Origin of the sequence: Kitasatospora sp. NPDC085464, assembly GCF_044541955.1 — a bacterium.
Lineage (GTDB): Bacteria > Actinomycetota > Actinomycetes > Streptomycetales > Streptomycetaceae > Kitasatospora.
In genome coordinates, this window is the sequence record NZ_JBITTM010000022.1 from 127,560 (window position 1) to 147,329 (window position 19,770).

General features: G+C 73.3%; 19 protein-coding genes and 1 pseudogene. 14 read left to right on the forward strand and 6 right to left on the reverse strand.

Annotated elements, in window-relative coordinates; translation table 11 throughout:
* Nucleotides 1–73: 73 nt before the first annotated feature.
* The 3 genes from ACIGG8_RS20945 to ACIGG8_RS20955 all read left to right on the forward strand — a co-directional run bounded on the left by ACIGG8_RS20945 (nt 74) and on the right by ACIGG8_RS20955 (nt 2,617).
* Nucleotides 74–673: a DUF5998 family protein gene (locus tag ACIGG8_RS20945; protein WP_350523325.1), complete on the forward strand. Its 600-nt coding sequence runs from the start codon at nt 74–76 to the stop codon at nt 671–673.
* Nucleotides 674–711: 38 nt separating this feature from the next.
* Complete coding sequence (locus ACIGG8_RS20950; protein ID WP_396549733.1) at nt 712–1,899, forward strand: alkaline phosphatase family protein; 1,188 nt, start codon at nt 712–714, stop codon at nt 1,897–1,899.
* 61 nt (nt 1,900–1,960) lie between these two features.
* Nucleotides 1,961–2,617 (forward strand): thymidine kinase, encoded by a 657-nt coding sequence (locus ACIGG8_RS20955; protein WP_350523323.1) that lies wholly within the window; start codon nt 1,961–1,963, stop codon nt 2,615–2,617.
* Nucleotides 2,618–2,637: 20 nt separating this feature from the next.
* Here ACIGG8_RS20955 and ACIGG8_RS20960 read toward each other — a convergent pair whose 3' ends face one another.
* Complete coding sequence (locus ACIGG8_RS20960; protein ID WP_350523409.1) at nt 2,638–3,381, reverse strand: VOC family protein; 744 nt, start codon at nt 3,379–3,381, stop codon at nt 2,638–2,640.
* A gap of 220 nt (nt 3,382–3,601) precedes the next feature.
* On the opposite strand from ACIGG8_RS20960, the gene ACIGG8_RS20965 reads away from it, so the two are divergent.
* On the forward strand, nt 3,602–4,477 hold the full coding sequence (locus tag ACIGG8_RS20965; protein ID WP_396549735.1) for a sulfurtransferase: 876 nt from the start codon (nt 3,602–3,604) through the stop codon (nt 4,475–4,477).
* Nucleotides 4,478–4,567: 90 nt separating this feature from the next.
* Here ACIGG8_RS20965 and sepH read toward each other — a convergent pair whose 3' ends face one another.
* Nucleotides 4,568–5,647, reverse strand: coding sequence for a septation protein SepH (sepH, locus tag ACIGG8_RS20970; RefSeq protein ID WP_396549737.1), 1,080 nt, complete (start codon nt 5,645–5,647; stop codon nt 4,568–4,570).
* Nucleotides 5,648–6,164: 517 nt separating this feature from the next.
* On the opposite strand from sepH, the gene ACIGG8_RS20975 reads away from it, so the two are divergent.
* Nucleotides 6,165–7,034 carry a hypothetical protein gene (locus ACIGG8_RS20975; RefSeq protein ID WP_396549738.1) on the forward strand — a complete coding sequence of 290 codons (870 nt, stop codon included), beginning with the start codon at nt 6,165–6,167 and terminating at the stop codon, nt 7,032–7,034.
* A gap of 87 nt (nt 7,035–7,121) precedes the next feature.
* Here ACIGG8_RS20975 and ACIGG8_RS20980 read toward each other — a convergent pair whose 3' ends face one another.
* Together ACIGG8_RS20980 and ACIGG8_RS20985 are read right to left on the reverse strand one after the other, a co-directional pair.
* Nucleotides 7,122–8,444 (reverse strand): D-arabinono-1,4-lactone oxidase, encoded by a 1,323-nt coding sequence (locus ACIGG8_RS20980; RefSeq protein WP_396549739.1) that lies wholly within the window; start codon nt 8,442–8,444, stop codon nt 7,122–7,124.
* Nucleotides 8,445–8,548: 104 nt separating this feature from the next.
* Complete coding sequence (locus ACIGG8_RS20985) at nt 8,549–9,805, reverse strand: MFS transporter (protein ID WP_350523318.1); 1,257 nt, start codon at nt 9,803–9,805, stop codon at nt 8,549–8,551.
* Between the two features lie 129 nt (nt 9,806–9,934).
* On the opposite strand from ACIGG8_RS20985, the gene ACIGG8_RS20990 reads away from it, so the two are divergent.
* Together ACIGG8_RS20990 and ACIGG8_RS20995 are read left to right on the forward strand one after the other, a co-directional pair.
* Nucleotides 9,935–11,077 (forward strand): ferrochelatase, encoded by a 1,143-nt coding sequence (locus ACIGG8_RS20990; protein ID WP_396549740.1) that lies wholly within the window; start codon nt 9,935–9,937, stop codon nt 11,075–11,077.
* A gap of 43 nt (nt 11,078–11,120) precedes the next feature.
* Nucleotides 11,121–11,939, forward strand: coding sequence for an inositol monophosphatase family protein (locus tag ACIGG8_RS20995; RefSeq protein ID WP_350523316.1), 819 nt, complete (start codon nt 11,121–11,123; stop codon nt 11,937–11,939).
* A gap of 209 nt (nt 11,940–12,148) precedes the next feature.
* Here ACIGG8_RS20995 and ACIGG8_RS21000 read toward each other — a convergent pair whose 3' ends face one another.
* On the reverse strand, nt 12,149–12,334 hold the full coding sequence (locus tag ACIGG8_RS21000; protein ID WP_030057688.1) for a hypothetical protein: 186 nt from the start codon (nt 12,332–12,334) through the stop codon (nt 12,149–12,151).
* A gap of 443 nt (nt 12,335–12,777) precedes the next feature.
* On the opposite strand from ACIGG8_RS21000, the gene ACIGG8_RS21005 reads away from it, so the two are divergent.
* The 4 genes from ACIGG8_RS21005 to ACIGG8_RS21020 all read left to right on the forward strand — a co-directional run bounded on the left by ACIGG8_RS21005 (nt 12,778) and on the right by ACIGG8_RS21020 (nt 16,804).
* Nucleotides 12,778–13,431 (forward strand): response regulator transcription factor, encoded by a 654-nt coding sequence (locus tag ACIGG8_RS21005; RefSeq protein WP_030057689.1) that lies wholly within the window; start codon nt 12,778–12,780, stop codon nt 13,429–13,431.
* Between the two features lie 68 nt (nt 13,432–13,499).
* A complete protein-coding gene (locus ACIGG8_RS21010; RefSeq protein ID WP_396549742.1) occupies nt 13,500–14,825 on the forward strand; it encodes a sensor histidine kinase in 1,326 nt (441 codons plus the stop codon).
* A gap of 223 nt (nt 14,826–15,048) precedes the next feature.
* Nucleotides 15,049–16,032, forward strand: coding sequence for an acyl-ACP desaturase (locus tag ACIGG8_RS21015; RefSeq protein WP_396549744.1), 984 nt, complete (start codon nt 15,049–15,051; stop codon nt 16,030–16,032).
* Nucleotides 16,033–16,504: 472 nt separating this feature from the next.
* On the forward strand, nt 16,505–16,804 hold the full coding sequence (locus tag ACIGG8_RS21020; RefSeq protein WP_030057692.1) for a DUF4193 domain-containing protein: 300 nt from the start codon (nt 16,505–16,507) through the stop codon (nt 16,802–16,804).
* A gap of 244 nt (nt 16,805–17,048) precedes the next feature.
* On the opposite strand, the gene ACIGG8_RS21025 is transcribed toward ACIGG8_RS21020, so the two are convergent.
* The gene (locus ACIGG8_RS21025; RefSeq protein ID WP_396549746.1) at nt 17,049–17,498 is read right to left on the reverse strand and encodes a DUF3093 domain-containing protein; all 450 of its coding nucleotides are present in this window, start codon (nt 17,496–17,498) and stop codon (nt 17,049–17,051) included.
* 135 nt (nt 17,499–17,633) lie between these two features.
* On the opposite strand from ACIGG8_RS21025, the gene ACIGG8_RS21030 reads away from it, so the two are divergent.
* From ACIGG8_RS21030 to ACIGG8_RS21040, 3 genes and pseudogenes are all read left to right on the forward strand, one after another.
* Complete coding sequence (locus ACIGG8_RS21030) at nt 17,634–18,212, forward strand: PaaI family thioesterase (protein ID WP_396549757.1); 579 nt, start codon at nt 17,634–17,636, stop codon at nt 18,210–18,212.
* A pseudogene (gene dut, locus ACIGG8_RS21035) lies at nt 18,209–18,743 on the forward strand (dUTP diphosphatase). The gene ACIGG8_RS21030 and the pseudogene dut overlap by 4 nt, the downstream one beginning before the upstream one ends.
* A 2-nt stretch (nt 18,744–18,745) precedes the next feature.
* Complete coding sequence (locus ACIGG8_RS21040) at nt 18,746–19,549, forward strand: DUF3710 domain-containing protein (RefSeq protein WP_350523311.1); 804 nt, start codon at nt 18,746–18,748, stop codon at nt 19,547–19,549.
* Nucleotides 19,550–19,770: the final 221 nt, after the last annotated feature.

Here is a 19,770-nt window from a genome sequence, read left to right on the forward strand (position 1 = left end):
TGCCCGGGCGCTGTTGTCCGAAGCTCGGCGCCGTGCCGCCCGCTTCGTCGGCGGACCATGCCAGGATGGAGATATGGCGAAGACCGGTACCACCACCACTCAGGACCTGCGCTCGGCTATCGAGCGCAGCGGCTACTACCCGGCCCTGGTGTCCGAGGCGGTGGAGTCCGCGGTGGGCCCGGAGCCGATCAGCTCCTACCTGGTGCACCAGGAGACGACGTTCGACGCCAACGAGGTCCGCCGGCACGTGACGGTGCTGGTGCTGACTCCGACCCGCTTCGTGGTGAGCCACACCGACGAGCAGTCGGGGGCGGAGGGCAGTCCCTCGGTGCCGTTCGCGACGACCTCGACGGAGAGCGTCCGGCTGGACCGGATCGGCTCGGTCGTGGTGAGCCGGATGGTGGCGAACCCGGAGACGTACACGCCGGGGACGCTGCCGCGCGAGGTGGTGCTGACGATCGGCTGGGGCGCGGTGCAGCGTCTGGACCTGGAGCCGGCCGGCTGCTCGGACCCGAACTGCGAGGCCGACCACGGCTACACGGGCTCGGCGACGGCCGACGACCTCTCGCTGCGGGTGAGCGAGGCCGGTGACGGCCCGGAGACGGTGGCCCAGGCGCTGGTGTTCGCCCGGGCCCTGTCCGACGCGACGATCGACAACAGCCCGCGGGTCTGATCGCCGCCGCCGCCTCCGACCGCTACGAATCCGGTTCCATGTCCTTCGTTCCTGCCGACGGCTACGACGCCTTCGAGATCCTTGACCCCGCCACCGCCCCCGCGCCCCCGTACGGCAGCGGTTCGCTGTGCGACCTGCTGCCCTCGGTGGCGGCGGGCCTCGGCGTTCCCGGGTTCACCGCGACGCTGCCGATCGCCCCGGCGGACCGGGTGGTGGTGTTCCTGGTGGACGGCCTGGGGTGGGAGCTGCTGCTGCGCCACCCCGAGTACGCGCCGTTCTTGTCCTCGCTGGCCGGGAGTTCGCTGGGCGGCAGCGGCCGTCCGCTGACCGCGGGCTTCCCGTCCACCACGGCGACCTCGCTGGCCTCGGTCGGCACCGGGACGCCGCCTGGCCTGCACGGCCTGGCCGGGTACACGGTGGCGGTGCCGGGCGCCGGCTACCTGATGAACCAGCTGCGCTGGCAGCCGCCGACCGAGCCGCACGCCTGGCAGCCGTACCCGACGGTGTTCGAGCAGACGCACCGGGCCGGGGTGGCCACCGCGCAGGTCTCGTCCCCGCTGTTCGCTCAGACCCCGCTGACCCGGGTGGCCCTGTCCGGCGGCACCTTCCTCGGCCGCACCACCGGCGAGGAGCGGATGGACCTGGCGGCTTCCTGGCTGGCCGAGCACGACCGGGCTTTGGTGTACACGTACGTCAGCGAGCTGGACGGTGCGGGCCACCGCTTCGGGGTGGACTCCGACGAGTGGCGGATGACGCTGGACGCGGTGGACCGGCTGGCCCGTCGGCTGGCCGAGCGGCTGCCGCCTCGCTCGGCGATGTACGTGACGGCCGACCACGGCATGATCGACATCGCGCCGGAGGACCGGATCGACTTCGACGAGGACTGGGAGCTGGGCGCCGGCGTGGCGCTGCTCGGCGGTGAGGGCCGGGCCCGGCACGTGTACGCGGTGCCCGGCGCCGCGGCCGACGTGCACACGGTCTGGAGCGAGGTGCTGGGGGACCGGATGTGGGTCGCCACCCGGGACCAGGCGGTCGAGGCGGGCTGGTTCGGCCCGGCCGTGGACGAGCGGGTGTACGGACGGATCGGCGACGTGGTCGCCGCGGCGCGCGACGACATCGCGATCGTCGCCTCCCGCAACGAGCCCGGCGAATCCGCGATGATCGGGCTGCACGGCTCGATGACCCCGGTCGAGCAGTTCGTGCCGCTGCTCGAAGTCCGCGGCTGAGTCCGTCCCTTGACTCTTCTGTGCCCGAACTCCCCTGATGTGAAAGGCCCCTGCTCCACCCATGGCTGAACTGGTGTTCTTCTCGGGCACGATGGACTGCGGCAAGTCGACGCTGGCGCTGCAGATGGACCACAACCACACCGCGCGCGGCCGGAAGGGCGTGATCCTCACCCGCCACGACCGGGCGGGCGCCGCGACGATCTCCAGCCGGCTGGGCCTGCGGGCCGAGGCGGTCGAGGTGACGGACGACTTCGACTTCCACGCGCACGTGGTGCACCGGCTCTCGGCCGGTGGCCGGGTGGACTACCTGATCTGCGACGAGGCGCAGTTCTTCGACGCCGAGCAGGTCGACCAGCTGGCCCGGGTGGTGGACGAACTGGACATCGACGTCTACACCTTCGGCATCACCACCGACTTCCGCACCCGGCTGTTCCCGGGTTCGCAGCGGCTGATCGAGCTGGCCGACCGGGTGGAGGTGCTGCAGGTCGAGGCGCTGTGCTGGTGCGGGGCGCGGGCGACCCACAACGCCCGGACGGTCGGCGGGGTGATGGTGGTCGAGGGCGCCCAGGTCGTGATCGGTGACATCTCGGTGCGCGACGACGAGGTCGGCTACGAGGTCCTGTGCCGCCGCCACCACCGCCGCCGCATGACCGCCGCGACGGCCCGTGCCTCGGTGCTCTCCCCGGACGTGCTGCCCTTCGAGGAGCAGCAGGCCTGACGCCCCCGGGCCGGCACCCGCTACGCGCCGGCCTCCAGCACGGAGAAGTGCCCGCCCTGCGGGTCGGCCAGCCGGGCGGCGCGGCCGCGGGCGGTGTCGTGCGGCGCGACCAGGATCCGCCCGCCGAGCTCCACGGCGTGACGGGCGGTCAGGCCGGCGTCGCGGACGGCGAAGTGGGTGCGCCAGCGCGGCGGGTGGCCGCGCAGGTCGGCGCGGTGCCGGATGCCGGCGACCGGCCGGCCGTGCACGAGCAGTGCGGTCTCGTCCGCACCGGGCCGGAGCGGGCGGTCGAGCACCGCGGCGTAGAAGACGGCGGCGCCCTCCGTGTCGGGGGTGAGCAGTTCGGCCCAGGCCGGTTCGCCGGGCTCGGTGCCGGCCTCCCGGCCGAGGTGCTCCTCGCCCTGCCAGAGGCCGAAGACGGCGCCGGAGACGTCGGAGGCGATGGCCATCCGCCCGGCGCGCTCGGCCTGCAGCGGCCCGACGGCGACGGTGCCGCCGCATTCGCGGACCAACTGGGCGGTGCGGTCGGCGTCGTCCACGGCGAAGTAGGTGGTCCACTGCACCGGGAAGCCGGTGGCGGTGGAGAGACCGAGGCCGGCGACCGGTGCCCCGTCGAGTTCGGCCCGGACGTAGTCGCCGAGCTGGCCGGGGCCCGGGGAGTACGTCCAGCCGAGCAGTTCGCCGTAGAAGGCGCGGGCGCCGGACAGATCGTCGGTCAGCAGGCTGACCCAGCAGGGCGTGCCCTGGGCCAGTCGGAGTTCCACCGCGGGCAATGCGGGCCTCCTCGTGGGTGGTTGGCGCACGGAATCCTCGTGCGCGAGGGTGATGCTTCCACCCTGGCGGGCGCCCAACCCTCGGGCCGCGCGGAAAGTCCGGCAAAGTCCCCACAAAGAGCGGCGACCCGGGCGTGTCCCGTGGATTCGTCGGGCCCGGCACGGATCCGTGCGCCGCGCCTCCGGCTGGCGCTGCGCGACAATGGCGGCCATGACGACCTACAACGAGGGTTCTCCGCTGATCTCCGCGGCCGAGCTGCGGGAGGCGCTCGCCTCCAACCGTCCGCCGGTGCTGCTGGACGTGCGCTACCAGCTGGTCGGTGCCGCGCCGGGCGGCCCGACCGCGGCCGAGGAGTACCGGGCCGGGCACCTGCCCGGCGCCCACTTCGTCGAGCTGGACCGGGACCTCGCGTCCCCGCCCGGCGCGCCCGGCCTGGGCGGGCGCCACCCGTTGCCGGACCCGGAGGAGTTCGGCGCGGCGATGCGCGGCTTCGGGGTGGGCGCGCAGCGACCGGTCGTGGTGTACGACGGTGCGGCCTCGATGGCGGCGGCGCGTGCCTGGTGGCTGCTGCGCTGGGCCGGGCACCGGGACGTCCGGGTGCTGGACGGCGGCTTCGCGGCCTGGCAGGCGGCCGGGCTGCCGGTGACGACCGAGCTTCCGCAGCCCGTGGAGGGGGACTTCAAGCCGGTGCCCGGGCAGCTGCCGACGGTTGACGCCGACGGCGCCGCAGCCTGGGCGCGCGCCGGTCTGCTGCTGGATGCCCGGTCGGGGGAGCGCTACCGGGGCGAGACGGAGCCGGTGGACCCGCGGGCCGGGCACGTCCCGGGCGCGGTGTCTGCGCCGACGGCCGAGAACGTGGGCCCGGACGGGCGGTTCCGTCCGGCGGCCGAGCTGGCGGCCCGATTCCGCGCGTTGGGCGCGGGGGAGCAGGAGACCGCGGTGTACTGCGGCTCGGGGGTGACGGCGGCGCACCAGATCCTGGCGCTGGAGGTGGCGGGTCTGGCGGCCGCGCTGTACCCGGGGTCGTGGAGCGAGTGGTCGAGCGACCCGAGCCGCCCGGTGGCGGTCACCGACCAGCCGGGCTGATCCGGCACGCGGTCCGCGGCGGGAACTCCTGACGGGCACACAGCGGTGCGGGGCGCCGGCCGAGCCGACGCCCCGCACCGCGTCCTGCTGCTATTCCTGCTTCTTGCGCCGGCTGCCGAAGACGATCTCGTCCCAGCTGGGCACGGTGGCCCGGCGCCCGGGCCGGACGCCGTCCGCCTCGGCCTGCCGGTCGGTGGTGCCGACCAGGCGCTCCCGGTGCGGGGCGACGGCGCGCGGCATCAGGATGTCGGCGTAGGCCGAGCCCGCGCCGACCGCCGGGGCGGCGGCCGCGGCCGACTCCTCGCTCTCCTCGGCGACCTCGGCGGGCACCGGTTCGATCGGGGTGGGGCCGCCGACGGCGAGGTCGCCGCGGAAGGCGGGGACGACGTCGAGCAGGCTGGTCAGCGAGTCCCGGGCGTCGGCGGTGGCCTCCCGCGATTCGCGGACCTCGCGGGCCGACATGATGCGGTCGGCCGAGGGCCGGTCGATCATCGGGCGGGGCGGCCGCTCCTGGGGGAGCCGGGCGATCCGCGGGATGAACGGGAAGACCGACTCCTCCTCGCGCTCGACGTTCTCGCCGATCAGCGCGCGGGCCTCGTCGTCGTTGGGCTGGACCAGGCGCCGGGGCGGGTCGTACGTCCAGGAGGCACTGCGGCCCTCGCCGTCGGCCCGGTAGGAGAGGATGACCTCCCAGGTGCCGTCGTCGCGGCGCCAGGAGTCCCAGCGCTCGGTGTCCTTCTCGGCGCCGCGCAGCGCGAGGCGCTCGGCGACGGCCTCGCCGAGCTGCGGGCCGGGGGACTCGCCGTTGCGGCGGATGGCGGTCTTGCGGGCGCGCTCGGCCATGAAGGCGCGCTCGGCGAGGACCGGACCCTCGAAGCGGCGGACGCGGTCGACGGAGATCCCGGCGGCCTGGGCGACCTCCTCGGCGGAGGCACCGGCTCGTATCCGGGCCTGGATGTCCCGCGGGCGCAGGTGGCTCTCGACCTCGATCTCGATCTGGCCGAGGCGCGGCCGGTCGCCGCGGATGGCGGCGCGCAGCCGCTCGTCGATGGGGAGGGTGTACTCCGTGCTGTCGGCAGCCTTGAGCACCAGCCGTGTGCCGTCGTTGCTGACGGCCACAACCCGCAGTTCGGGCACGCTTACCTCCCGGGTGGTGCCTGCCGACGTCACCTGCGTCGCTGCTCCCGTACTGAGTGTGGCCTGCCCACTCGCGACTGGCCACAACCTTGCTGAGTTCCCCGGCGTGTCGGGCTCATGCCCGCGCGCGCCGCTGTGGCACGGTTGCCTTTTTGCCACGCCATCCGTCGGCGTCGCGCCTGGGTGTCCCGGCCCTCCTCGCACGCGGAGTGTTCGCGACGATCCGGGACGGGCGTCGCCGTGCGTGCCCGTTCCGTGGCTCTTCGTCAAGCTGCCGGTGAAGGCGCAGTCGACAAGTCGACCCAAGGCTCAGGCTTTACGAACAGTACTCCATTCGTGGCACCCGAAGGGGCGGCTCGCCGCTCAAGTCTCCCGCGATTCACGGGAATCTCAAGAGCGCGCACCACCGATGGCGTACCACCGACGGGTGGACGGTGATCATCTTCACACAATCCGGGCGTGCAGAACCGCATTTTCGTCCCTTGTGTCCTTCTTTGGGCAAGATGGAGTGGCTTGTTCGAGGAACAGTCGTACGGACCGAGGGATGTTGATGCCGGAGCGGAGCCCCGCCAAGGAGGGCGGCAAGGAGGAGCGCAGGCGGATCGATCTGAGTGCGGCTCAGGTCGTGGCGAGCGCGCTGGCCGCCGTGGTGGGCGCGCTGTTGGCCTCCGAACTGGGCGTGTACGGAACGATCTTGGGCGCCGCGGTGGTGAGTGTCGGGGCCACCACCGGCGGCGCGGTGTTCCAGCACCTCTTCAAGCGGACCGGTGAACAACTGCGCGACGTGGTGGACCGGGGGCCGAACCAGACGGCGAACGCGCTGCGCCAGGTGCCGGTGGAGTCCGGGCAGTCGGAGCAGTCGGAGCAGTCGGAGCAGTCGGCGCGTCGGCCGGTGCTGACCGCGGAGTGGAACGAGCCGCAGGTGGTGCGGGCGCGCCGGCGGTGGACCTGGAAGACCTACGCGGCCGTGTCCGGGCTGGTGTTCGTGGTGGCGATGACGCCGATCATGGCGTTCGAACTGGCGACCGGGCAGCCGGTGTCGGCGACGGTCAAGGGCGAGTCCGGCAACGGCACCTCCTTCGGCGGCTCGGTGGCGCCCAGGTCGGCGCAGCCGCAGGACGCTCCGCCGCAGCGGCCGGCGCCGGGCGACACGCGCGGACCGGCGGCGACGCCGTCCGGTGCCGCCTCGGCCCCGGCGACGACGCGGCCGGGCCGGGAGCCGAGCGGCACCCCGAGCACCGGCACGGGTACGGCTTCGCCCTCGGCGGGCCCGAGCGCGAGCCCGTCGGCCGGGTCCTCCCCGTCGGCGGACGGCGGGAAGCCCACGGGCGGGGCCACCTCGCAGCCGCCCGTGGCGGGGGACGAGCCCACCCGGGCGCCGGCGGCCCCGTCGCCGGCGGCCGGGACCCCGGCGACCTGACCGGGACCCCGGCGAGCCGATCGGCACTCCGGGTGAACCGGCGGGACCCCGGCGAACCGGCCGGGTCGGACCGGCTCCCCGGGGGGATCAGGCCCCCAGCACCCGGCGCAGGTAGTCGTTGCCGAAGACCCGCTGCGGGTCGACCTCGTCGCGCAGCGCGGTGAAGTCGCCGAAGTGCGGGTAGACGCCGGCCAGGTACTCGGCGTCGCGGGTGTGCAGCTTGCCCCAGTGCGGGCGGCCCTGATGGGCGGTCATCAACTGCTCGACGCCGGTGAAGTAGCCCTGGTCGGCGGTGCCCCGGTAGAGGTGGACGGCGATGTAGGCGCTGTCCCGGCCGGAGGCGGTGGAGAGCCAGAGCTCGTCGGCGGGGGCGAAGCGCACCTCGACCGGGAAGCTGATCCTCCAGTCGGAGCGCTCGACCAGGGCCTTCAGCTCGCGCAGCACCCCGCCGACGGCCTCGCGCGGCACCGCGTACTCCATCTCCACGAAGCGGACCTTGCGCGGGCTGGTGAACACCCGGTACGCGGTGTCGGTGTAGCTGCGGTCGGACCAGGCGCGGCTGGCCAGTGCCGCGATCGAGGGGATCGAACCGGGGAAGCGCCGGCCGACCCGGCAGGCGCCCTCCCAGACGGTGTTGGAGAGGAAGTCGTCCTCCAGCCACCCCTTGAACCGGGGCAGCGGGGCGGCCGGGCCCTGGCTGCGGTTGTTGCGCTTGGCGGAGCAGCGGTCGGTGTGCGGGAACCAGTAGAACTCGAAGTGCTCGTTGACGGCGGTGAGGTCGTCGAGTCGTTCCAGCACCTCGTCGAAGGCCATCGGCTGCTCGTGCGCCGTGAGCAGGAAGGCCGGTTCGACGCCGAAGGTGAGCGCGGTGATCACGCCGAGGGCGCCGAGGCCGAGCCGGGCGCCCTGGAAGAGCCGGGGGTTCTCGGTGGGCGAGCAGCGCTTGACGGAGCCGTCCGCGAGGACGATCTCCAGCGCGCGGATCTGGGCGGCGAGCGAGCCGGAGTCGCGGCCGGTGCCGTGGGTGCCGGTGCTGGTGGCGCCGGCGACGGTCTGGACCTCGATGTCGCCCATGTTGGTGAGGGACAGGCCCTCGGCGGCGAGGAGCCGGTTGAGGCGGTGCAGCGGGAGGCCGGACTCGACGGTGACGGTGCCCGCCTCGCGGTCGATCTCGCGGACGGCGGTGAGCGCGTGCGGGCGGATCTGGACGCCGTCGCCGGCGGAGGCGATCGAGGTGAAGGAGTGGCCGGACCCGACGGCCTTGACCGTGCGGCCCTGGTCGGCGGCGCGCAGGATCTCCCTGGCCAGTTCCTCCGCGGTGCCGGGGGCGGTGGACCGGGCGGGCTCGGCGCTCTGGTTGCCGGCCCAGTTGGTCCACCGGGTGCGGGTCGCGGTACTGGCCTGGGGCATTGCGCTGCCTCCTGCTCCGTGGCCGAACGGGTCGGCGCGGTCCGGGGCGGCGCGGCCGCCCTACCCACGGGTAGGCCCATGGGTAGGGCGAGAGATTAGTCAGTTCACCGTTCGACGTCTACGGGTCGATCGGCCGATTCGGCGGGCTCGTTCGCGGCGACTCCGGAGCGCAGGCGCCGGAGCCCGGTCAGTGCGACGAGCACCCCGAGGGCGCCGGCGGCCAGCGGGACCCAGTAGCCGGCCGGGGCGCCGGAGGCGTCGACCACCCAGCCGCCGATCGAGGAGCCGAGGGCCACGCCGAGGGCGAGGCCGGTGGTGGTCCAGGCCATGCCCTCGGTGAGCTTGGCGGCCGGGACGAGCCGCTCGACCAGGGCCATCGCGGAGATCAGGGTGGGGGAGATGGCGACCCCCGCGACCAGCAGGGCGGCGCCGGCCGCGATCAGCCCGCCGACGCCGTGCACGGTGGAGGCGACGAGCAGGATGGGGATCATGCTCAGCGCCATCATCACCACGCCGACGAAGAAGCGGGTGGCCAGCGGGGTCCTGGGCTTGAGCGCGCCGTAGACGACGCCGGCCAGGCCGGAGCCGAACGCCCAGACGGCGAGGACGACGCTGGAGAGCCCCTTGTGCCCCTGGGCGTCGGCGAAGGCGACGGTGACGATCTCGACCGAGCCGAAGATCGCACCGGTGGCGACGAAGGTCAGCACCAGCACGACCAGACCGCCGTTGAGGATGGCGCTGCCGCCGCTGTGGGCCGACGCCGGGTGGACCGGCGGTTCGGTGCGCCGCTGGGCGGTGAACAGGGCGATGCCGACGGCGAGCGCGACGACGGCCACCAGCAGGCCGGACTCGGGGAAGACGTTGGTGGCCAGGCCGATGGCGAGGATCGGGCCGACGATGAAGCAGACCTCGTCGACGACGGCCTCGAAGGAGTACGCGGTGTGCAGCTTGGCGGCGTCGTCGCGGTAGAGGTGGGCCCAGCGGGCGCGGACCATGGCGCCGGCGCTGGGCATGACGCCGAGGCCGACGGCGAAGAGGAAGAGGGCCCAGGACGGCGCGTGGAAATGGGCGCAGAGCAGGAGTCCGGTCGCGGCGGCGACGGTGATCGCGGTGGCGGGGAGCGCGACGCGGCGCTGGCCGCGCCGGTCGACCAGCCAGGAGACCGCCGGGCCGAGTGCCGCGGCTGCGACGGCCATCGTCGCCGAGACCGCGCCGGCCAGCCCGTACGACCCCGTCAGCTGGGAGAGCATGGTCACGATGCCGATCCCGGCCATGGAGATCGGCAGACGGGCCAGGAACCCGGCAGAGGAGAAGGCCAGAGTGCCGGGGGCGGCGAATATCCGGCGGTAGCTGGACAGCACGGGGAGTCTCCGTGGGGGTAAGGAACAAGGCTGGCCAACACAGCTTACGTAGGTTGGCAAACGGTATTTTCCGGACGCCGACGCGGCCCCGGCGCCGTCGCCCGGCCCCTCAGTGGCAGGATCGGTGCCATGTCCGACGCGCGCAAACCCGCTCCCTCCGGCGCCGCTCCGTACGACGCCCTGCTGCTCCTGTCCTTCGGCGGGCCCGAGGCCCCCGAGGAGGTCGTCCCGTTCCTGGAGAACGTCACCCGCGGCCGCGGGATCCCCAAGGAACGGCTGAAGGAGGTGGGCAAGCACTACTTCATGTTCGGCGGGGTCAGTCCGATCAACGAGCAGAACCGCGAACTGCTCGCCGGGCTGCGCAAGGACTTCGCCGAGCACGGGCTGGACCTGCCGGTCTACTGGGGCAACCGGAACTGGGCGCCCTACCTGGTCGACACCCTGCGGGAGATGGCGGCCGCCGGGCACCGCCGGATCGCCGTGCTCGCCACCAGCGCCTACGCCGGCTACTCGGGCTGCCGACAGTACCGGGAGAACCTCGCCGACGCGCTGGCCGCCCTGGCGGAGGAGGGCGTGCCCGCCCTGCGGGTCGACAAGCTGCGGCACTTCCACAACCACCCCGGCTTCGTCGAGCCGATGATCGACGCCACCCTGGCCGCGCTGGCGGAGCTGCCCGAGGCCGTCCGGGCCGGCGCCCGGCTGGCGTTCACCACGCACTCGATCCCGGACACCATGGCCGAGACCTCGGGAGCCCCGGACGACCCGGCCCGCGGCACACCGGGCGGCGCGTACGTCGCCCAGCACCTGGACGTGGCCCGGCTGATCGCCGCGGCCGTCGCCGAGCGCACCGGCGTCGCCGACCGGCCCTGGGCGCTGGTGTTCCAGAGCCGCAGCGGAGCCCCGCACACCCCGTGGCTGGAACCGGACATCTGCGACCACCTGGAGGCCCGGCAGGCCGAGGGCGCGCCCGCCGTGGTGATGGTCCCGATCGGCTTCGTCTCCGACCACATGGAGGTCAAGTACGACCTCGACACCGAGGCCGTCGCCAAGGCCGCCGAACTCGGCCTGCCGGTGGCCCGCGCGGCCACCGTCGGCGCCGACCCCCGGTTCACCGCCGCCGTCCGCGACCTCGTCCTGGAGCGGGCCGCCACCGAACGCGGCGAGGACGTGACCCGCTGCGCCCTCGGCGCGCTGGGCCCCGGCCACGACGTGTGCGCGATCGCCTGCTGCCCCAACCCGCGCGCCCCGCGCCCGGCCGTCGCCCAGCGCTGAACCCGCCCGACCCGTCGTTCCCGCCGCTACGGAGGAGAATCCCGTGACCGCCCCCGCCCAGCCCGACGACCGGCTCCTCGACGACCTGCTGGACGTCGCCCTGGACGCGGCCCGGCAGGCCGGCATCCTGCTGCGCGACGGCCGCCCGGCCGACCTCGGCGTGGCCGGCACCAAGAGCAGCCCGGTCGACGTCGTCACCGAGATGGACCTCGCCTCCGAGAAGCTCGTGCTGGAGCTGATCACCGACCGCCGCCCGGCCGACGGCTACCTCGGCGAGGAGGGCGCCGAACGGCCCGGCACCAGCGGGGTCCGCTGGGTCGTGGACCCGCTCGACGGCACGGTCAACTACCTGTACGGGCTGCCCTCCTGGGCGGTCAGCGTGGCCGCCGAGGTGGACGGCCGGGCGGTCGTGGGCGTGGTGTACGCCCCGGCGCGCGACGAGCTGTTCCACGCCGTCCTGGGCCGCGGTGCCCGACTGAACGGCCGGCCGCTCTCGGCCCGCCAGGCCCCGCCGTGGGGCCAGGCGCTGATCGCCACCGGCTTCAACTACGTCCAGTCGGTGCGGGTGCGCCAGGCCGAGGTCCTGCTGGCACTGATGCCCGAGGTGCGGGACATCCGCCGGGGCGGGGCGGCGGCGGTCGACCTGTGCGACGTCGCGGCCGGGCGGCTGGACGGCTACTACGAGCGCGGCCTCGCCCCGTGGGACCGCGCCGCCGGCTGCCTGATCGCCGCCGAGGCCGGCGCGCTGACCGGCGGCCGCCCCGGGCACGGACCGGACCGCGAGCTGACCGTGGCCGCCGCCCCGGGCGTGTACGAGCCGCTGCAGGAGCGCCTGGCCGCGCTGCGTGCCTGGGCGGACTGAGGGCGGACCGACCGGCTCCGGCCGGTCCGGCCCCGCGGGCCCGGACCGGCCGCACCGGGGCCGCGGGCGCGGCCGGACCGGGCCCGCGGGCGGCCCCGGACATGCGAAGAGCCCTGACATACGGGGGATGCCAGGGCCTGGGTTTCGCACGGCCCCCGCAGGGCCGCAGGTGCCGGAGTGCCGGCGACGGGTCGGTGGTGCCGAACGGGTCAGGCAGCGGTGCGGTGGCGCTCCAGCACCGTGTCCACGCCGTGTTCGGCGGCGAGTCGGCGGAGGTCGTCCAGCTCGGACTGCTCCACCTCGGCGAGGAACTCGTCCCCGGCCTCGATCGCGCGGTGCAGGTCCTGCTCGGCGTTGGCTATGCGCTGCAGGATTCCGGCCTTGAAGGCGTCCATACGGGCCCCCTTACTGTGTCGGACGTGCACGGTCGTGCGTTCTCCGCCCCGAGGAAGGTCCAGCCGGTGAAAGCGCCCAGGCCGGAAACGGTGGTTCTCCGGTCGGACGCGGAGACGGCTTGCGGCCGCTCCCGGTGATGTCCCAACCCCAGGGCCGGCGCGGACGAAACGCACGGCGGGTGGGTGCGACCGGCCAACAGCCAGATCGCGGGTGTGCAGCTGTCCTCCCCCGGGTGGGGGCCGGGAAACCTCCGGGCGGAAGAAAGTTGCCCGTGTCACAGTCCAAGCGGAGTGGTACCGACACGAACGGTCATCGCCGCGGACCCGGGACCCGTGCCCGAGTGGCAGCTTATCGCTGCTTTACCGCAGGACCAGGCAGGATGGAGGCACCGTCGGAGCCGCGCGTCCGCTTCCGGGGCCGGCCTGGAGAAGGGACAACGACCGTGCGGGTTCTCGTCGTCGAGGACGAGCAGCTGCTTGCCGAGGCCGTCGCGACCGGCCTGCGCCGCGAGGCGATGGCCGTCGACGTGGTGTACGACGGGGAGGCCGCGCTCCAGCGCATCGCGGTCAACGACTACGACGTGGTGGTCCTGGACCGCGACCTCCCGCTGGTCCACGGCGACGACGTCTGCCGCAAGGTGGTCGAGCAGGGCCTGGCGACCAGGGTGATCATGCTGACCGCCTCCGGCGACATCAGCGACCGGGTCGAGGGCCTGGAGATCGGCGCGGACGACTACCTTCCGAAGCCGTTCGCCTTCAGCGAACTCGTCGCCCGGGTAAGGGCGCTGGGGCGCCGCGCGACCATCCCGCTGCCCCCGGTGCTGGAACGCGCCGGCATCTCGCTCGACCCCGGCCGGCGCGAGGTGATCCGCGACGGACGCACCGTCCAGCTCGCCCCCAAGGAGTTCGCCGTCCTGGAGGTGCTGATGCGGGCCGGCGGCGCCGTCGTCTCCGCCGAGCAGCTGCTGGAGAAGGCCTGGGACGAGCACACCGACCCGTTCACCAACGTCGTGCGCGTCACCGTCATGACGCTGCGCCGCAAGCTCGGCGACCCGCCGGTGATCGTCACCGTGCCGGGCTCCGGCTACCGGATCTGACCGGAATCCGCCCCGAGGACTCCACCCACCCCGCGCCCGCCCGCGGCGGACGCCCCGAGAGGACGATCATGACCACCCCGCCCCCGGCCGGCGGGCCCTCCGGCGCGCCCGCCGGCGGCCCGCGCGCCGTACCGCCCAAGCCCCTGCACCCGCCGCGCGGCTCCCGGTCGAACCCGTCGCGCAACGACACGACGTACGTCCCGGGCGACGGCATGCTCGCCTGGCTGCCCTTCCGCCCGACCATCCGCATCCGCCTCACCCTGCTCTACGGCGGGATGTTCCTGATGGCCGGCGTGGTCCTCCTGCTGCTGATGTACTTCTTCGTCCGGCAGGCCCTGGACTACGTCTCGCCGCCGCAGCTGAACTTCACCGTGGTCACCCCCAGCGGCGCCTCCTCCACCTTCATGGTCAACGGTGTCCAGATGTCCAGCGAGCAGCTCAACGCGCTGCTCGCCGGCCGGCACGAGGCGGCCTCCACCGTCGCCCTGAACACCCTGCTGCGCAAGTCGCTCACGGTGCTGGTCTGCCTCGCCGTGATCGCCTTCGTGGCCGGCTACGCCCTGGCCGGCCGGGTGCTGCGCCCGCTCGGCCGGATCACCCGCACCGCCCGCGACGTCGCCTCCTCCGACCTGCACCGCCGGATCGAGCTGGACGGCCCGGACGACGAGCTCAAGGAGCTCGCCGACACCTTCGACGACATGCTGGACCGGCTGGACCGCTCCTTCGACTCCCAGCGCCGCTTCGTCGCCAACGCCTCGCACGAGCTGCGCACCCCGCTCGCGATCAACCGCACGCTGCTGGAGGTCCAGCTCTCCGACCCGGCCGCCTCGCCCGACCTGCAACAGCTGGGCAAGACCCTGCTGGCCACCAACGAGCGCAGCGAGCAGCTGGTCGAGGGCCTGCTGCTGCTCGCCCGCAGCGAGAACGAGCTGACCGACCGCCGCCCGGTGGAGCTGTCCGAGGTGGCCACCCGGGCGCTGGAGCAGAGCCGCTCCGAGGCGGACAAGCGCGAGGTCGAGCTGCGCTCGAAGCTCGATCCGGCCGTGGTCGGGGGCAACGGCGTGCTGCTGGAGCGGCTGGCGCTCAACCTGTTGCAGAACGCGGTGCGGTACAACACCGCGGGCGGCTGGGTCGAGCTGGCCACCGCCGAGGTGCCGGGCGGCGGCGAGCTGGTGGTCTCCAACACCGGCCCGGTGGTGCCGGGGTACGAGCTGGAGCACATCTTCGAGCCGTTCCGCCGGGTCAAGGGCGCCGACCGCACCCGCAGCGACAAGGGGGTCGGACTCGGCCTGTCCATCGTCCGCTCGGTGGTGCGCGCCCACGGCGGCACCATCGAGGCCACCCCGCGCGCCGGCGGGGGACTCACCATGCGGGTCCGCATCCCCTCACCGTAGGTTCCCCGCCCGGAGCAGGCAGGAAGAGCGAGCCGCCCCCGTCAGGCCGTCAAGACGACATAAGGCCTGGCGGGGGCGGCTTGTCTTTTGTGGCCCGAGCAACTTACGGTGTCGTAACCTACGCAACCGTAAGTGCGACCGTCGGTGCGCCCGCCGACATCGCACGACGTGTGCCCGCCCTACGCGCCCGTCCCCGCGCGTGCCGTCCCCCAGGAGCAAGACCGTGACCATCGCCCCTGTGCAGAGCAGCACCTCGCTCGGATCGAGCGGCTGGACCGACGCGCGGCTGATCCTGGCCCTCGAAGAGGTCGTGGAGAAGGAGCTCAACCGCCACCTGGCCGTGGCCAAGGAGTGGATGCCCCACGAGTTCGTCCCGTGGAGCCAGGGCCGCGACTTCGACGGCGTGCTGGGCGGCGAGGCCTGGTCCCTCGACCAGTCGCAGGTGACCGCGCTGGGCCGCGTCTCACTGGTGGTGAACCTGCTGACCGAGGACAACCTCCCCAGCTACCACCACGAGATCGCGACCATGTTCGGCCGCGAGGGCGCCTGGGGCACCTGGGTGCACCGCTGGACGGCCGAGGAGGGCCGCCACGGCATAGCCATCCGCGACTACCTGCTCGCCACCCGGGCCGTCGACCCGGTGGAGCTGGAGCGGGCCCGGATGAACCACATGTCCGAGGGCTTCGAGTCCGACAACGCGCACAGCATGCTGCACTCCGTCGCGTACGTGGCCTTCCAGGAGCTCGCCACCCGCATCGCGCACCGCAACACCGGCAAGTACGCCGGCGACCCGCTCTGCGAGCAGCTCCTGGCGAAGATCGCCAACGACGAGAACCTGCACATGGTCTTCTACCGGAACCTGCTGAAGGCCGCCCTGGAGATCGCCCCCGACCAGGCCATGCGGGCCATCGCCGACGTGGTCACGGACTTCCGCATGCCCGGCCACGGCATCCCCGGCTTCGAGCGCGCCGCCGCGCAGATCGCCCTCGGCGGGGTGTACAACCTGCGCATCCACCACGACGACGTGCTGCAGCCGGTGCTGCGCAACCTCAAGGTGATGGAGATCGGCGGCCTGGGCCCGGAGGGCGTGCTGGCCCAGAACGAGCTGGGCGTCTTCCTGGACGGGCTGGACTCGCAGGCGCGGAAGTTCGAGGAGCGCCAGGCCGCGGTGCAGGCCCGTCGGGCGGCCCGGCGCAGCGCCGAGTAGGGCGCTCCCGCGAGCGGTCGGAGTGGGTGGATTTTCCGTGGTTTGCCCCGGAAGATTCTGAACGTGACCAAGCTCACACCGTGTCGCTCCACGGTGTCGGTCAACCCCGGAGAGTGATCACCTGGTCGGGTGTGCCGATCGCTTTCCGTGACCGGATTCCGAGCCCGTGCGGACCTGTCGGATCGGTCGGAAGCCCCGGTGGGCAAGGGTTCGGGCGGGTATCCGCGCCATCCTTGTTCACTGTGCGTGTATGGTTCGCCGGGCCTGGGAAGGGGCGGCGATGGCCCAGCGTGAGGCCTTCCACAGCCCCGGGGATCACCCCGATGGACCCCCGGCTGAGTGTCGATTGAGTAACAGGGCTTGAAGTAAGGCAAAATCTCCGCCTCGGGTCGGGCACAAGACCGACCCCCCATGCGTTACGTGCGCTGGAGATACCGCACACACCGCACAACCCGGAGGGGGAGAGCGAAAAATGGCAACCGACTACGACACCCCACGCAAGACCGACGACGAGCTCAACGAAGACAGCATCGAGGAACTCAAGGCTCGGCGGAACGACAAGGGCGGCGGCTCCGTCGACGTCGACGAGTTCGACGCCGCCGAGGGCATGGAGCTGCCCGGCGCCGACCTCTCGAACGAGGAGCTCGCCGTCCGGGTGCTGCCGAAGCAGGCCGACGAGTTCACCTGCATGAGCTGCTTCCTGGTCCACCACCGCAGCCAGCTCTACAGCGAGAAGAACGGCAACCCGATCTGCCGGGACTGCGGCGCCTGAGCACCGCGGCGGACAGGGCCCGGTGCCCGCGGCTCCCGCGGGACCGGCACACCGCTCCTTCCGGCCCCGGGCAGCGGGGCCGGACGGCAGTTCCGGGGGCCGTCCTCACGGACGGGCCCGGTAGGACGGAGTCGGCCGACGCGTCGGCCCGTACGAAGTCGTAGGGACGGTCCCGCAGCAGCGGAACCGTCCCTCTCCGTTTTCCGGTCTCGTTCGGGCCCCGCGGGGCCCCGCGCCCGCCCGCTCAGGTGCGGGCGCCCCGCCGGGCCTCCTCCAGCGCCTCCGCCAGCTTCATCGGCGAGCGGGTCGACAGATAGAGGTACGGCGTCGGGTCGGCCGGGTCGCTCACCTCGACCCGCAGCGCCGTCGGGACGTAGCTGCGCAGCAGCATGAAGGCGCGCGGATCGGCCTTCGGGCCGCGCCAGGCCGCCGCCTCGGCGGGGCTCAGCGCCTGCGCGGTGCCGAGCGCGTCCACCGGGATCCGGGCCGGTCCGGCGACCAGCGAGCCCTGGACCACGCGGATCCGGGCCGAGCCGTAGCTGCTGATCGCGACGGCGCCGGCGGCGATGCCGGCCACCAGTCCGACCAGCGCGGCCGGGCCGCTGACCCGGATCAGGATCAGCGCGAGCGTGAGGCCCACTGCGACCGGGAGCAGCCACCAGGAGCGCGGCACCGTGAGGCGTTCGTCGTACATGCCCCCATTGTGGTCGCCCTGACGCCGGGCACGGGACGCCACCCCCACCCGGGGCCCACCTACCCCTCGGTAGGGTTGGGCACCGTGACCGGTACGACAGCCCCCACCGCCCCCGACGGCCGGCCGACGCCCGCGATGCCGCCGTCCCCGACGACCCCGCCGCCGGACGCCGTCCTGCCGCCGCGCGCCCCCGAGGCGCCGGCCCCCGGCACCCGGCTCGGCTCCCACTACGAGCACTGCTTCGGCTGCGGCCCGCAGCACCCCGGCGGCCTGCGGATCGACGCGGTCGCCGGCGAGGGACTCGACGTCACGGCCGAGTTCACCGTCCGGGACGTCCACCAGGGCGGCCCCGGCCTGGCCCACGGCGGGGTGCTCACCACCGCCATGGACGAGACCCTCGGCACGCTCAACTGGCTGCTGCACGCCCCCGCCGTGACCGGCCGGCTGGAGACCGACTTCCTCTCCCCGGTGCCCGTCGACTCGGTGCTGCACCTGCACGCCTGGATCACCGGCGTGCACGGCCGCAAGATCTACAGCGCCGCCGAGGCGCGGATCGGCGGGCCGGACGGGCCGGTCGCGGTACGCGCTCAGGCGCTCTTCATCCAGGTGAAGCTGGAACACTTCACCACGCACGGTCGTGCCGAGGACATCGACAGGGTCCTCGACGACCCGGATCTGATGAAGCGCGCACGAGCCTTTGAGGTGAACCCTTGAGCGACACCCCCCGACCGCAGCTGGACGTCCTGATCAAGCGCATCGACCCCGAGCTGCCGCTGCCCGCCTACGCGCAGCCCGGGGACGCCGGCGCCGACCTGCGCACCACCGTCGACGCCGAGCTGGCCCCCGGCGAGCGGGTCGTGCTGCCCACCGGCGTCGCCATCGCCCTCCCGGACGGCTACGCGGCCTTCGTCCACCCCCGCTCCGGGCTCGCAGCTCGTTGCGGAGTTGCTCTCGTGAACGCCCCGGGGACGGTCGATGCCGGGTACCGTGGAGAGATCAAGGTGATCGTCGTCAATCTGGACCCGCGCGAGGGAGTCAGCTTCCGCCGAGGGGACCGGATCGCCCAGCTGGTCATCCAGCAGGTCGAGAAGGCCCGCTTCCACGAGGTGGAGGAGCTGCCCGGGTCGGCACGCGCCGAGGGTGGGTTCGGGTCGACCGGCGGCCATGCCGCGGTCTAGCATGCCCGCGGCCTCGCAGGAAGCCGAGCAGGTATTCGCATCGGTCTTGGACCGGGAAGGACAGTGACCGTGTTCCGTCGTCGCCAGAAGAGCGAGGACGCTGTCGAGCAGCTCGCCGACGACGCCATCAGCGCCGACGAGACGGCCGATGACGTCGAAGGTTCCGCCGAGAGCGAGAACGTGACCGAGCTGGACCCGGCCGACAGGGTCGGCTTGCCGCCGGCTCCCCGGCCGGACGGTCCGTGGGACCACTCGGAGCTGGAGAACCCCGAGGAGGGGCGAGTCGACCTCGGGGGTCTGCTGGTCCCGGGTGTCGAGGGCATGGAGCTGCGTGTCGAGGTCGCCGGTGACGCGATCGTGGCCGCCACCCTCGTGCTCGGCAACAGCGCCATCCAGCTCCAGGCTTTCGCGGCCCCGAAGTCCGAGGGCATCTGGGGTGAGGTCCGCGAGGAGATCGCCAACGGCATCACCTCGCAGGGCGGCCTCATCGAGGAGGAGGAGGGCCCGCTCGGCTGGCACCTCCGCGCCCAGGTCCCGGTGCAGCTGCCGGACGGCACCCAGGGTGTCCAGCTGGTGCGGTTCGTCGGCTGCGACGGCCCGCGCTGGTTCCTGCGCGGTGTGATCTCGGGTCAGGCCGCGGTGCAGCCGGAGATGGCCGGGATCCTGGAGCAGGTCTTCCGTCAGACGGTCGTCGTCCGCGGCGAGGCCCCGATGGCTCCGCGCGACCCGATCGTGCTGAAGCTTCCCGAGGACGCCCAGATGGTGGCCGACGGTGGTGGGGCGGCCGCCACCGCCGGTGAGGGCGACAACCGCTTCGGCGGCACCTCGCTCGACCCGTTCGCGCGCGGTCCGGAGATCACCGAGGTCCGCTGATCGGTCGTGACCGGCCCGGATCGCCCCCGCCCGGACTCCCGGGCGGGGGCGATTTGCATGTGGTGGGCCGGTCCCCGTACAGTTCCGGAGTCGCCGCGGGAGACCGGGGTGACAAAGCGGAAAGCGAATCCGATGAATGAAACTCCGGAAAACGGAGCGGAAAACGTCTGATAAGCTGGAAACACGAAAGAACGAAGCCCGGAGGGTCCGCTGGAAGGCGG